The organism is Kocuria sp. p3-SID1428 (assembly GCF_025149945.1).
Classification (GTDB): Bacteria; Actinomycetota; Actinomycetes; order Actinomycetales; family Micrococcaceae; genus Kocuria.
Window position 1 is genome coordinate 1 of record NZ_JALXVH010000019.1, and the last position, 12,614, is coordinate 12,614.

The 12,614-nt window shown below is 70.8% G+C and carries 11 protein-coding genes; all 11 read left to right on the plus strand.

Features of this window, described 5'->3' with window-relative positions; translation table 11 throughout:
• Positions 1–168: 168 nt before the first annotated feature.
• On the plus strand, positions 169–1,509 hold the full coding sequence (locus M3E84_RS05765; protein ID WP_259895226.1) for a pitrilysin family protein: 1,341 nt from the start codon (positions 169–171) through the stop codon (positions 1,507–1,509).
• A gap of 29 nt (positions 1,510–1,538) precedes the next feature.
• Complete coding sequence (gene dapB / locus M3E84_RS05770) at positions 1,539–2,309, plus strand: 4-hydroxy-tetrahydrodipicolinate reductase (RefSeq protein ID WP_259895228.1); 771 nt, start codon at positions 1,539–1,541, stop codon at positions 2,307–2,309.
• Positions 2,306–2,944 carry a hypothetical protein gene (locus M3E84_RS05775; RefSeq protein WP_259895230.1) on the plus strand — a complete coding sequence of 213 codons (639 nt, stop codon included), beginning with the start codon at positions 2,306–2,308 and terminating at the stop codon, positions 2,942–2,944. Before dapB ends, M3E84_RS05775 begins: the two co-directional genes overlap by 4 nt.
• 21 nt (positions 2,945–2,965) lie before the next feature.
• Complete coding sequence (dapA, locus tag M3E84_RS05780) at positions 2,966–3,880, plus strand: 4-hydroxy-tetrahydrodipicolinate synthase (protein ID WP_259895232.1); 915 nt, start codon at positions 2,966–2,968, stop codon at positions 3,878–3,880.
• Positions 3,881–4,044: 164 nt separating this feature from the next.
• Entirely contained in the window at positions 4,045–5,742 is a 1,698-nt protein-coding gene (locus M3E84_RS05785; protein ID WP_259895234.1) for a ribonuclease J, read from the plus strand.
• Between the two features lie 91 nt (positions 5,743–5,833).
• The gene (locus tag M3E84_RS05790) at positions 5,834–8,830 is read left to right on the plus strand and encodes a DNA translocase FtsK (protein ID WP_259895236.1); all 2,997 of its coding nucleotides are present in this window, start codon (positions 5,834–5,836) and stop codon (positions 8,828–8,830) included.
• 97 nt (positions 8,831–8,927) lie between these two features.
• Entirely contained in the window at positions 8,928–9,560 is a 633-nt protein-coding gene (pgsA, locus tag M3E84_RS05795; RefSeq protein WP_259895238.1) for a CDP-diacylglycerol--glycerol-3-phosphate 3-phosphatidyltransferase, read from the plus strand.
• Positions 9,560–10,144, plus strand: coding sequence for a CinA family protein (locus M3E84_RS05800; RefSeq protein WP_259895240.1), 585 nt, complete (start codon positions 9,560–9,562; stop codon positions 10,142–10,144). The genes pgsA and M3E84_RS05800 overlap by 1 nt, the downstream gene beginning before the upstream one ends.
• A 206-nt stretch (positions 10,145–10,350) precedes the next feature.
• A complete protein-coding gene (locus tag M3E84_RS05805) occupies positions 10,351–10,713 on the plus strand; it encodes a helix-turn-helix domain-containing protein (protein ID WP_259895242.1) in 363 nt (120 codons plus the stop codon).
• A 146-nt stretch (positions 10,714–10,859) separates the two neighbouring features.
• A complete protein-coding gene (locus M3E84_RS05810; RefSeq protein WP_259895244.1) occupies positions 10,860–11,081 on the plus strand; it encodes a DUF3046 domain-containing protein in 222 nt (73 codons plus the stop codon).
• Positions 11,082–11,376: 295 nt separating this feature from the next.
• The gene (recA, locus tag M3E84_RS05815) at positions 11,377–12,504 is read left to right on the plus strand and encodes a recombinase RecA (protein ID WP_259895246.1); all 1,128 of its coding nucleotides are present in this window, start codon (positions 11,377–11,379) and stop codon (positions 12,502–12,504) included.
• Positions 12,505–12,614 lie beyond the last annotated feature (110 nt).

Here is a 12,614-nt window from a genome sequence, read left to right on the forward strand (position 1 = left end):
AGGTGTGGGGGGCCCGTGCCGCTGTCCGAGCAGCAGGCGGAGGCCTGAGTCGGGGCGGGTTGGCGGGCTGTGGGGGTGCCCCTAGACTCGATGGGTCCCGCGCAGTCCGGGAGCCGCCTGGCCCGCAGCGGGTCGGAGCACCCTCACCACAGGAGCTGAAGCCCCGTCATGCCCTATTCGCTGGAGCTGACCGCGCCGGGAGCCGCCGGCGCCCCGGAGCTGGTCTGGTCGGGCGAAGGCGGTGCCGCCGTGCGCCGCACCGTCCTGCCCAGCGGAGTGCGGATCCTCACCGAATCCATGCCGGGTCTGCTCTCGGCCTCCATCGGCTTCTGGGTGGGCGTGGGCTCGCGCGATGAGCAGCCCGGGCACCTGGGTTCCACACACTTCCTCGAGCACCTGCTGTTCAAGGGCACCGCCCGGCGCAGCGCGCTGCAGATCGCCGAGGCCTTCGACGAGGTCGGCGGAGAGTCCAACGCCGCCACCGCCAAGGAGTCCACGTGCTACTACGCGCGAGTGCTCTCCGAGGACCTGCCCATGGCCGTCGACGTCCTGGCGGACATGGTCACCGCTCCGCTGCTGGAGACCGAGGAGCTCGAGCGCGAGCGCGGGGTCATCCTCGAGGAGCTGGCCATGGACCAGGACGACCCCACGGATGTGGCCTTCGAGCACTTCGTGGAGCACGTCCTGCACGGCAACCCGCTCTCGCGCCCCATCGGCGGCACGCCGGAGGAGATCACAGGGGTGGCCCGTCAGCGCGTGCTCGAGCACTGGCAGGAGCACTACCTGCCGGAGAACCTCGTGGTCACCGCCGCAGGTGGACTGGATCATGACCGCGTGGTCGAGCAGGTGCGCGAGCGCCTGGCCCGGGCCGGCTGGGACCCGGACGCCCCCGGGCGTCCGCGCGCCCGTCGTGCGGGTCAGCCCGAGGGCCTCGAGCGGCTGAGCCCCGAATGGGGTCGTCACCTTCTGCACCGCCCGGTCGAGCAGTCCAACGTGGTGATCGGGCGCCCCGGTCTGGTCACCGGCGACGAGCGGCGCTACGTCATGACCGTGCTCAACGCCGCGCTGGGCGGAGGCATGTCCTCGCGCCTATTCCAGGAGATCCGGGAGAAGCGCGGGCTGGCCTACAGCACGTTCTCCTTCTCCGGCTCCTACTCGGATGCGGGATACTTCGGCATGTACGCGGGCTGCGCGCCCTCGCGCACCGACGAGGTCCTGGAGCTGATGCAGGCCCAGCTCCAGGAACTGGCCGCTCACGGCCCCGGCGAGCGCGAGCTGGCCAAGGTCGTCGGGCAGCTGGCCGGCGGCACCGTGATGGCGCTGGAGGACTCGGGCTCGCGCATGAGCCGCCTGGGCTCCGCCGAGCTGGGCACCGGCGAGTTCGTGGAGCTCGAGGAGACCATGAACCGGGTGCGCTCGGTCACGGCACAGGACGTCCAGGCCCTGGCCGCCGAGCTGGCGCAGGGCCCGGTCGTCGTCCAGATCGTCCAGCCCTCCGGGGCCGAGTGAGCCCCACCGCAGCGAAGGAGAATGAACAGATGACACAGAGCAGCCAGCAGTGCCTGTCGGTGGCCGTCCTGGGCGCCGGAGGACGCATGGGCTCGGAGGCCGTGCACGCAGTGGAGGCCGCCGAGGGCCTCGAGCTGGTGGCCCGGCTGGGCCGAGGCGACAGCCTCGAGAGCCTGGTGGAGACCGGCGCGCAGGTCATGATCGACCTGAGCGTGCCCTCGGCTACCGAGGACAACGTGCGCTTCGCGGTGGAGCACGGCATCCACTGCGTCGTGGGCGCTACCGGCTGGGACGACGAGCGCCTGGCCCGGCTGGAGCAGCTGCTCGACGAGCGCCCGGGCATCGGCGTGCTGATCGCCCCCAACTTCTCGATCGGCGCCGTGCTGGCCATGCGCTTCTCCGCCCAAGCCGCGCGGTTCTTCGAATCGGCCGAGATCGTGGAGCTGCACCACCCGGACAAGGTCGACGCCCCGTCGGGCACGTCCGCCCGGACGGCGTCGCTGATGGCTGCGCAGCGGGAGGACGCCGGGCTGGCCGCCTCGCCGGATGCCACCCAGACCGACCCCACGGGAGCGCGCGGGGGCCTCGTGGACGGGATCCACGTGCACTCGGTGCGCCTGCGCGGGCTCGTGGCGCATCAGGAGACCCTGCTGGGCTCCGTGGGAGAGCAGCTCACGATCCGCCACGACTCCTTCGACCGTGTGTCCTTCATGTCCGGCGTGCTGCTGGGCGTGCGCACCGTCGGTCAGCGGCCGGGGCTGACCCACGGACTCGACGGCTACCTGGACCTGGACGCGTGAGCGCCGAGCAGACCCAGCAGGCCCGGCGCCCGCTGCGGCTGCTGGGCTGGGTCGTGCTCGCAGCCGCGCTGCTGACCCTGCTGGTGCTCCCGCTGCCGGGCTCCTCCAAGGTCTGGATCCTGGTGGTCGTGGCCTTCGCGGGGGTGTTCACGCTGCTGGAGGCCCGCGCCCAGGGCAAGGCGCTGGCCGCGATCATGGCCGCGCTGCTGGCCCTCTACCTGGGCCTGAGCCTGCAACGGGCGTGGATCCTGCTGAGCTCGGACGTGGTGGTCTCGAAGCTGCTGGCGATCGGCATGATCATCCTGCCGGTGATCGGCGTGTGGGCGCTGGCCCGCGAGATCGTCTTCGGCTCACGTCTCGAGGGTCTGGGCCGTGAGCTGGAGGCGGAGGGCGGACTGCCCGCGGACCTGCCCCGGCGGCCCAGTGGGCGGATCGTGCGCGAGGCCGCCGACCGCGACTTCCAGCACTGGGCGCAGGAGGCGGAAGCCGCACCGCAGGACTGGCGCAGCTGGTACCGCCTGGGCCTGGCCTACAGCGCCTCCGGGGACACCCCGCGCGCGCGTCGGTGCATGCGCGATGCGGTGGCGCTCTCGCGCGGGCGCGACCCGCGCGGCCCGGCCAGCACCGGTGACTGACGGAGGCGGTAGGGTGGTCGCATGACTGCGCACCACGACAAGCCCCTGTTCGGAACCCTGCTCACCGCCATGGTGACCCCGTTCCGCGCCGATGGTTCCGTCGATCTGGACTCCACAGCCGCGCTCGCGCAGCGCCTGGTGGACCAGGGCTGCGACGGCCTGGTGGTCGGGGGCACCACCGGTGAGTACTCGACCATGACGGATGACGAGCACGAGGCGGTCTTCCGCACCGTGCGCGAGGCCGTCGGAGATCGGGCCGCCCTGGTGGCCGGTGCGGGCTCCAATGACACCGCGCACACCATGCACCTGTCCGAGCAGGCCCAGAAGGTCGGCATGGACGGGCTGCTGATCGTCACCCCGTACTACAACAAGCCCACCCAGGCCGGCGTCGTCGCGCACTTCGAGAAGGTCGCCGATTCCGTCGAGCTGCCGATCATGCTCTACGACATCCCCGGCCGCACGGGCATCCCGCTGTCGGCAGAGACCCTGATCCGGCTGGGCGAGCACCCCAACATCGCCGCGGTCAAGGACGCCAAGGCGGATCTCACGGAGGCCACGCGTGTGATGGCCGAGTCGGATCTGCTGTTCTACTCCGGCGACGACGGCCTGACCGTCCCGTGGATGGCCATCGGCGCCGTGGGCCTGGTCGGGGTGACCTCGCACGTGGACACCCCGCGCTTCCGCCGGATGATCGACGCCATGCGCGCCGACGACCTGGCCACGGCGCGCACCCTGGCCTACGAGCTGGAGCGAGTGGTCCGCGCGACCATGACCCACGTGCCCGGCGCTGTGGCCGCCAAGCAGATCCTGCACTGGCAGGGCGTGCTGCCCGGGCACACCGTGCGCCTGCCGTACGTCGAGGCCACCCAGGACGAGCTCGCCGTCATGCGCGCTGACCTGGAGGGCAGCGTCGTCCAGGACACGATCGGCGCCTGAGCCGTGCCTGCCGCTGCGCTGCAGCGAGTCGACGGCGCAGCCTGTCGGCGAACCGCGCTCCGCACCGCCCCGTCCTCGGGCGGCGGAGCGCGGACCCATGACATGAACAACGCAATGACCAGCAGCGCGAGATCGCGCTGAGAACCGCACATGAAAGGGGTCACATGGTCCACTGGATCGAAGACCTGAAGGCACCGCCGTCCCTGTCCAAGGACACCCTGCGAGTCACCCCGCTGGGCGGCCTGGGCGAGGTCGGACGCAACATGACCGTGTTCGAGATCAACGGCCAGCTGCTGATCGTCGACTGCGGCGTGCTCTTCCCCGAGGAGCACCAGCCCGGCGTGGATCTGATCCTGCCGGACATCTCCCAGATCGAGGACCGCCTGGACGATGTCGTCGCGGTCGTGCTCACGCACGGCCACGAGGACCACATCGGCGCGATCCCGTACCTGCTCAAGCGCCGCCCGGACATCCCCCTGCTCGGCTCGCAGCTGACCCTGGCCCTGGTCGAGGCCAAGCTGCAGGAGCACCGCATCAAGCCGTTCATGCTCACTGTCCGCGAGGGCCAGGTGGAGAAGCTGGGCGAGTTCGAGTGCGAGTTCGTGGCCGTGAACCACTCCATCCCGGATGCCCTGGCCGTGTTCATGCGCACCAAGGGCGGCACGGTGCTGCACACCGGCGACTTCAAGATGGACCAGCTGCCGCTCGACGGCCGCATCACTGACCTGCGCCACTTCGCCCGTCTGGGCGAGGAGGGCGTGGACCTGTTCTTGACGGATTCCACCAACGCCGAGGTCCCGGGCTTCACGCCCACCGAGAAGGACATCGGACCGGTGCTCTCGGGCGTCATCGCCAAGTCGCAGCAGAAGGTCGTCGTCGCCTCGTTCTCCTCGCACGTCCACCGCGTGCAGCAGGTGCTCGATGCCGCCGTCGCCGCGAACCGCAAGGTTGTGCTGATGGGCCGGTCCATGGTGCGCAACATGGGCATCGCCGAGGAGCTCGGCTACCTGGACGTGCCCAAGGGCGTGCTGGTCGATCAGAAGAAGATCGACAACTACCGGGACGACGAGATCGTCGTGATGTGCACCGGCTCCCAGGGCGAGCCCATGGCGGCGCTGTCGCGCATGGCCCGCGGAGATCACCGGGTGCAGCTGCAGGAGGGCGACACCGTCATCCTGGCCTCGTCGCTGATCCCCGGCAACGAGAACTCGGTGTTCCGCATCATCAACAGCCTCATGCGCATGGGCGCCCACGTGGTGCACAAGTCCAACGCCAAGGTCCACGTCTCCGGGCACGCCTCGGCCGGCGAGCTGCTGTACTGCTACAACATCGTCGAGCCCGAGCAGGTCATGCCCGTGCACGGCGAGGTCCGCCACCTCATGGCCAACGGCGAGCTCGCCGAGGCCACCGGCGTGCCGCCGGAGAACGTGCTGCTCATCGAGAACGGCACCAGCGTGGACATGAAGCAGGGCCGGGCGCGCATCGCCGGTCGCCGCGACATCAAGTTCGTCTACGTCGATGGCTCCTCGGTCGGCATGATCACCGAGGACGACCTCCAGGACCGCATCGTGCTGGGGGAGGAGGGCTTCATCTCGATCGTGGTCGTGATCGACCGCAAGTCCAAGTCCGTCGTCACCGGCCCGGACGTCCACGCCCGCGGCGTGGCCGAGGACGATCGCGTGTTCGACGAGATCAAGCCCAAGATCACCGCCGCGATCGAGGACGCCCTCAAGGACAAGCGCGAGCACACCACGCACCAGCTGCAGCAGACGGTGCGCCGCACGATCGGGCCGTGGGTGGGGCGCAAGCTGCGCCGCAAGCCCATGATCGTGCCGGTCGTTCTGGAGTCGCACAAGAGCTGAGACCGACTGCCGCCCGATCACAGGGCGGTCCGGCCACACCGCGGCCCGCAGACGAGCCATCGTCTGCGGGCCGTCGACTACCCTGGGGTCCATGGCGACTCGCACTTCCCCCGCCCGCAAGGGCGCCACGACGTCGCGCGGCTCGGGCTCCAAGGCCAAGAGCGGATCCACCAAGTCCCCCCGCGCCACGTCCTCCAGCTCCCGCGCAGCAGGCCCCGGCGCCGGTGAGCGCGTCCTCGATGCCCTCCTGGGCCTCTGGCTGTGGTGCGCGCACCTGGTCGGCGGCGCTGTGCGCCGCATCGGCACCGTGCGCACCGATATGGAGCCCCAGGACCGCCGCGACGGCGGCGCCCTGGTGTTGCTGTGCCTGGCCGCCGCGATCGCCGTGGTCGAGTGGTGGAGCCTCTACGAATCCGGCATCCCCGTGCTGGGGGCCGCGGCCTCCGGCGTGCACCTGGTGGTCGCAGGACTGATCGGCTGGGCCGCTCTCGTGCTGCCGCTGGCCCTGGGCGGGTTCGCGCTGCGGGTCTTCCGCCGTCCCGTGCCCACGCCGCCGAACAACCGGATCGCGCTGGGCCTGAGCCTGGCACTGCTGGCCGCCAGCGGCATCGCTCACGTGCTGGGCGGCTCGCCGGGTGTGGCGGACTCCTTCGCGGCCCGCCTCACCGCGGGCGGCGCGATCGGCTACCTCATGGCCGGCCCGCTGGGCGGGGTCATCACGCCTGTGGGGGCCGCGATCGTCTGCGCGGTGCTGCTGCTGATCTGCGTCCTGATCGTCACCGGCACCCCGCTGTCCCAGATCGGACCGCGCCTGGGCGCCGCCTGGCGCACCCTGGTGGGACAGCCGCAGGCGCAGACGCGTGCGGGCACCGACCTCTCTGCCCAGGAGCACGACCGCTCCTACCTCGAGGACCGCCATGCCGAGCCCGAGTCCCGAGCGGCTCGCCGAGCCCGCAAGCGGCAGGAGAAGCAGGAGGCCCAGCGACGCGCCGAGCTGGACTCCTACCACGGCGACGAGGCCTTCGAGACGGCCGTGCTGCCGGATGAGACCGAGACGGAGCCCGCCGATCGGGGCTCGCGCGGCTCGCGTCGCAGGGGGGCCCGGGAGACGGGCGAGAGCTTCGTGTACGACCTCGAGTCCGGGGACTCCTCGAGCCCGCAGGAGGGGCAGGCCCCGGAGGCCGAGTCGGAGGGGCAGCCTCCCCGTCCGGGACAGAAGCGTTCCACCCGCGATCAGCAGGCGGCGCGGAAGCTGCTGGCCGAGCAGGGCCTGGAGCCCGGCGGTGCGGCAGCCGCCTCGGCTGCCTCGGACACCGCGGCCGGTTCCGGGTCCTCCGCGCTCGTGGACGAGGCCGGCGTGGACGAGCACCAGCCCGTGGTGCGCCGCGCCGAGGCTCCCGCCGAGCCCATCCCCGCGCGCACCGAGCAGCTGCAGCTCGAGGGAGATGTGGCCTACACGCTGCCGGATCCGTCCTCGCTCGTGCTGGGACCGCCGTCCAAGGAGCGCTCGGAGGCCAACGACGCCGTCGTGGCCGCGCTGACCAGCGTGCTGGAGCAGTTCAAGGTCGACGCCGAGGTCACCGGGTTCTCCCGCGGCCCCACGGTCACCCGCTACGAGATCGAGCTGGGTGCCGGCACCAAGGTCGAGCGCGTCACCGCCCTGTCCAAGAACATCTCCTACGCGGTCGCCTCGGCGGACGTGCGCATCCTCTCGCCGATCCCCGGCAAGTCCGCGATCGGCATCGAGATCCCGAACACCGACCGCGAGACCGTCGCCCTGGGCGATGTCCTGCGCTCGCAGGCCGCCCGCAAGAACGACCACCCCATGGTCATGGGCGTGGGCAAGGACGTCGAGGGCGGTTTCGTCGTGGCCAACCTGGCCAAGATGCCGCACATGCTGGTGGCCGGTGCCACCGGCGCGGGCAAGTCGTCGTTCGTGAACTCCATGATCGTCTCGCTGCTGATGCGCGCCACGCCGGATGAGGTCCGCCTGGTCATGGTCGATCCCAAGCGCGTGGAGCTGACCGCCTATGAGGGCGTGCCGCACCTGATCACTCCGATCATCACGAACCCCAAGAAGGCTGCCGAGGCGCTGCAATGGGTCGTGCGCGAGATGGACGCCCGCTACGACGACCTCTCGCGCTACGGCTACAAGCACATCGACGACTTCAACAAGGGCGTGCGTGCCGGCAAGGTCCAGCCGGAGCCGGGCTCCAAGCGCGTGATCCGCCCGTACCCGTACCTGCTTGTGATCGTCGACGAGCTCGCGGACCTGATGATGGTCTCCCCGCGCGACGTCGAGGACTCGATCGTGCGCATCACCCAGCTGGCCCGTGCTGCCGGCATCCACCTGGTGCTGGCCACCCAGCGGCCGTCGGTCGACGTGGTCACGGGTCTGATCAAGGCCAACGTGCCCTCGCGCATGGCGTTCGCGACCTCGTCGGTCACGGACTCCCGCGTGGTGCTGGACCAGCCCGGGGCGGAGAAGCTGATCGGTCAGGGCGATGCCCTGTTCCTGCCCATGGGCGCCTCCAAGCCCATGCGCGTGCAGGGCGCGTGGGTCGCCGAGTCCGAGATCCATGACGTCGTCGAGCACGTGAAGTCGCAGATGCAGACGCACTACCGCGACGACGTCATCCAGGATCAGCCCAAGAAGCAGATCGACGAGGACATCGGCGACGACCTCGATGTCCTGCTGCAGGCGGTCGAGCTCGTGGTCACCACGCAGTTCGGCTCGACCTCCATGCTGCAGCGCAAGCTGCGCGTGGGCTTCGCCAAGGCGGGGCGGCTCATGGACCTCATGGAATCGCGCGGCGTGGTGGGTCCCTCGGAGGGCTCCAAGGCCCGCGACGTCCTGGTGGGTCCGGACGACCTTGCCGCCACGCTGGCCGTGATCCGCGGCGAGGAGCCGCCCACGGCGGCCGAGCCGGCGCCTGCCGCCGCGCATCAGGGCACCGGCGGCTCCGGTGAGGTCGCGGCCTCCGGCGTCGATGCCATGGGTGAGACGCACGTCTCGGCGGCCGTCGAGTACTACGACGACGCGGACGACGAGTCCAGCCAGGACGCCTGGCAGCTCACCGGCCGCTGAGCCGTGCCCTCGGCACCCTGCTCTGCGGGGATGCTCCCGGGGGCCTCATCGCACGCAGACCCGAGCGGCGCATCGCGTCGCAGGACAGGAGCACTCCATGACCGCAGCGGCCCACGACGGCGCGCGCCCCGCGCCCTCCAACTGGAACCTGCCCAATGCGCTGACCACGCTGCGGATCGTCATGGTCCCGTTCTTCGTGTGGTTCGCAGTCCTGGGCGGCTCGTTCGGGCAGGACTCCCTGGCCTGGCGATGGGCGGCCGTCGGCGTGTTCGGCCTGGCCATGCTCACCGACAAGCTCGACGGCGACATCGCCCGTGCCCGCGGGCTGATCACCTCGTTCGGCAAGATCGCCGATCCGATCGCGGACAAGCTGCTCACGGGAGCCGCGTTCATCGTGCTCTCGGCCATGGGGGAGCTGTGGTGGTGGGTCACGATCCTGATCCTCGTGCGCGAGTGGGGCATCACCGTCATGCGCTTCGCCGTGATCCGCTACGGCGTCATGGCCGCCTCCAAGGGCGGCAAGCTCAAGACGGTCCTGCAGACCATCGCGCTGCTGCTGCTGCTGCTCCCGCTGGGGCCGGTCGTGGGGCAGTGGTGGCCGTGGCTCGGCTGGTTCTTCATGGCGCTGGCCACGATCGTCACCGTGGTCACCGGCGCGGACTACGTGCTCAAGGCGGCCCAGCTGCGCCGCGATTCCCTGGCTGCCGGCAAGCCCGTCGACAACAGCTGATGAGCGCGCCCATGGACGGCTCCTCGGTCCCCACGACGGCGCCGGTCCCCACGACGGTCACGGGGATCGCGGGTGCGGGGGGCGACGCCGGCGCCGCGACGGAGGTCATCGACTCCCTCGCCGCCCGAGCCGTGCACGCGGCTGCCGGGGCCGGGCTGAGCCTGGGCACCGCCGAATCGCTGACCGGCGGCGCCCTTGCCGCCGCGATCGTCTCGGTCCCCGGAGCCTCGACGGCCTTCGAGGGCTCGGTGGTCTCCTACTCGCATGCGGTCAAGCAGAGGGTGCTGGGTGTGGAGGCCGAGCTGCTCGAGCGGACCGGGGCCGTCAGCGCCGAGGTGGCCGAGGCGATGGCTTCCGGGGCGCGGACCGCCCTGGGCGTCGACATCGCCGTGTCCACCACCGGAGTGGCCGGGCCCGAGCCGCACGACGGGCAGCCCGTGGGCACGGTGTGGCTCGGTGTCAGCGGTCCTCGCGGGGCCAGCTCCCGGCTGCTGCGGCTCGAGGGCGATCGGGAGCAGATCCGCCGCCTGAGCGTGCGGGGCGCCCTGGAGCTGCTCGTGGAGGTCCTGGGCGCCTCCCAGTGAACTCCAAGCCGAACGGCCGTCGAGCACGGAACAATGGAGTCCTGTCGGCGGTTGCACCCACCGACGGCCCAGAGAGGGCCATCCGGGCCCGGTCGCCGACCGGTTCGGACAACGCGGAGGCTGCGGCTTCCGCACGACCGAGGAGCCACATCATCATCACCACCAAGACCCCTGTGTCCGTCAACGGAATCATTCGCTGGAAGGACATGGACCAGACTTCGGCGCAGGAGGCGCAGGCCGCTGAGGCCCGCCCCGTCGTGCTGCGTCAGGAGATCGGTGAGGTCCTGCGTTCGGTCCGCCAGCGGCAGGGCCGTACGCTGCGCGAGGTCTCCCACTCCGCGCGCGTCTCGCTGGGCTACCTGTCGGAGGTGGAGCGCGGGCAGAAGGAGGCATCCTCCGAGCTGCTCGCCTCGATCTGCGCCGCGCTCGACATCCCCGTCTCGGCAATGCTGCGCGAAGTCGCCGATCGCATCGCCGAGCTCGAGGGCAACTTCGCCCCGGACACCGTCCCGGCCGAGCTGCACGAGGAGTTCGGTTCGAGCTTCGCGAAGAGCCTCCCGGCCTCCTGACGGCCCCGAGCCTCCCGCGGCGGTCCGATCGATCGCCGCCCCAAGACCAGTTGCAGGGCCCGGTGCCGAACTCGGCACCGGGCCCTGGGCCGTACAGGAGTCCGAGGGATCCTGCACGGGCCACGTCGGAAGGAGCGACCCGCCGCATGCGCGTGAGCAGGTTCAACGAGATGGTCGCCCACGAGTTCGGTGCCGCGCAGGGCCGGATCCTCGTGCGCGACACCGTGCTGGGCGCGCTCGGGCACCGCACGGCCGAGCAGGCCCTGGCCGAGGGGGAGGACCCCAAGGCTGTGTGGTTCGCGCTGTGCCGCGAGCAGCAGGTCCCGGAGTCCCGGCAGTGGGGGCCGGATCGCGAGCCGCGTCGGTGAGCTGACCCGTCGCGACACGCGCAGGGACTCTGCATTCGAAGAGGTGTTCGAATCCGTTATCGTGGGCTGTGCGCCCGCTGGGCCGTCGGATTCCTCCGCCGCACGGCGTGCCGAGGTGCGATCGGCAGGCCCTGCAGGCTCCACAGCCGCTGATCGCATGCCCCGCCGGGGCAGTGATCCTGCAGCCCCCACGGTCCGTCTTGTGCTGTCGGACCCCGTCCATATGTTGGTGCGCAGCAGCACCGTCGGGCCCCTCGTCGAGCGGACCCGCCCCACGATCCACACGAGGTGAATGATGGCTCCCAAGAAGTCCGCAGCTTCGGCTGCCTCCGGCGGCTCGGACCGCGAGCAGGCGCTCGAGACCGTCCTGGCCCAGATCGACAAGAGCTACGGCAAGGGCTCGGTCATGAAGCTGGGCGAGCGCCCGGCGCAGAAGGTAGAGGTCATCCCCACCGGCTCGATCGCCCTGGACGTCGCCCTCGGCACCGGCGGCTTCCCGCGCGGGCGCGTGGTGGAGATCTACGGCCCTGAGTCCTCCGGCAAGACCACGGTCGCCCTGCACGCGGTGGCCAGCGTCCAGCGCGCCGGCGGCATCGCGGCCTTCATCGATGCCGAGCACGCCCTGGATCCGGTCTACGCCCAGAAGCTCGGCGTGGACATCGACAACCTCCTGGTCTCGCAGCCGGACACCGGTGAGCAGGCCCTCGAGATCATGGACATGCTGGTCGGCTCCGGCTCGATCGACATCGTCGTGGTCGACTCCGTGGCGGCCCTGGTGCCCAAGGCGGAGATCGAGGGAGAGATGGGCGATTCGCACGTCGGCCTGCAGGCCCGCCTGATGTCGCAGGCGCTGCGCAAGATCACCGGCCGTCTGTCGAGCTCCAACACGACCGCGATCTTCATCAACCAGCTGCGCGAGAAGATCGGCGTCATGTTCGGCTCCCCGGAGACCACCACGGGCGGCAAGGCGCTGAAGTTCTACGCCTCCGTGCGCGTGGACGTGCGCCGCATCGAGACCCTCAAGGACGGCGCGAACCCCGTGGGCAACCGCACCCGCGCCAAGATCGTCAAGAACAAGATGGCCCCGCCGTTCAAGCAGGCCGAGTTCGACATCCTCTACGGCCAGGGCATCTCCACCGAGGGCGGTCTGATCGACCTCGGCGTGGAGCAGGGCATCGTCAAGAAGTCCGGTGCTTGGTACACGTACGAAGGCGACCAGCTCGGGCAGGGCAAGGAGAACTCGCGCCGGTTCCTCAAGGACAACCCGGAGCTGGCCGAGGAGATCGAACAGCGTCTGCTGGTCAAGCTCGGCATCGTCGAGGATCCGAACCAGGAGGTCGATCAGGACGCCATCGCCACCGCGGGCATCGACGCCCCGCTGGGCGGCGACTCGGAGAAGGCCTCGGCAGACGCCGCGTTCTGAGCAGCTGCCGGACATGTCGCGCTGAGCACGCCCCCATCGCCGGCCCGGGCGACGGGGGCGCTCGCGCGGGCACTGTCGATCAGCGGCAGGCACTGCTGCGCTGTGACTGC

Bases quoted from the DNA above. Each gene is read 5' to 3' on its own strand.
- M3E84_RS05810 (WP_259895244.1), top strand. From the start codon at position 10,860: ATGCGCGTGAGCAGGTTCAACGAGATGGTCGCCCACGAGTTCGGTGCC.
- M3E84_RS05790 (WP_259895236.1), top strand. From the start codon at position 5,834: ATGGCGACTCGCACTTCCCCCGCCCGCAAGGGCGCCACGACGTCGCGC.
- M3E84_RS05765 (WP_259895226.1), top strand. From the start codon at position 169: ATGCCCTATTCGCTGGAGCTGACCGCGCCGGGAGCCGCCGGCGCCCCG.
- dapA (WP_259895232.1), top strand. From the start codon at position 2,966: ATGACTGCGCACCACGACAAGCCCCTGTTCGGAACCCTGCTCACCGCC.
- pgsA (WP_259895238.1), top strand. From the start codon at position 8,928: ATGACCGCAGCGGCCCACGACGGCGCGCGCCCCGCGCCCTCCAACTGG.
- dapB (WP_259895228.1), top strand. From the start codon at position 1,539: ATGACACAGAGCAGCCAGCAGTGCCTGTCGGTGGCCGTCCTGGGCGCC.
- M3E84_RS05805 (WP_259895242.1), top strand. From the start codon at position 10,351: ATGGACCAGACTTCGGCGCAGGAGGCGCAGGCCGCTGAGGCCCGCCCC.
- M3E84_RS05800 (WP_259895240.1), top strand. From the start codon at position 9,560: ATGAGCGCGCCCATGGACGGCTCCTCGGTCCCCACGACGGCGCCGGTC.
- M3E84_RS05785 (WP_259895234.1), top strand. From the start codon at position 4,045: ATGGTCCACTGGATCGAAGACCTGAAGGCACCGCCGTCCCTGTCCAAG.
- recA (WP_259895246.1), top strand. From the start codon at position 11,377: ATGGCTCCCAAGAAGTCCGCAGCTTCGGCTGCCTCCGGCGGCTCGGAC.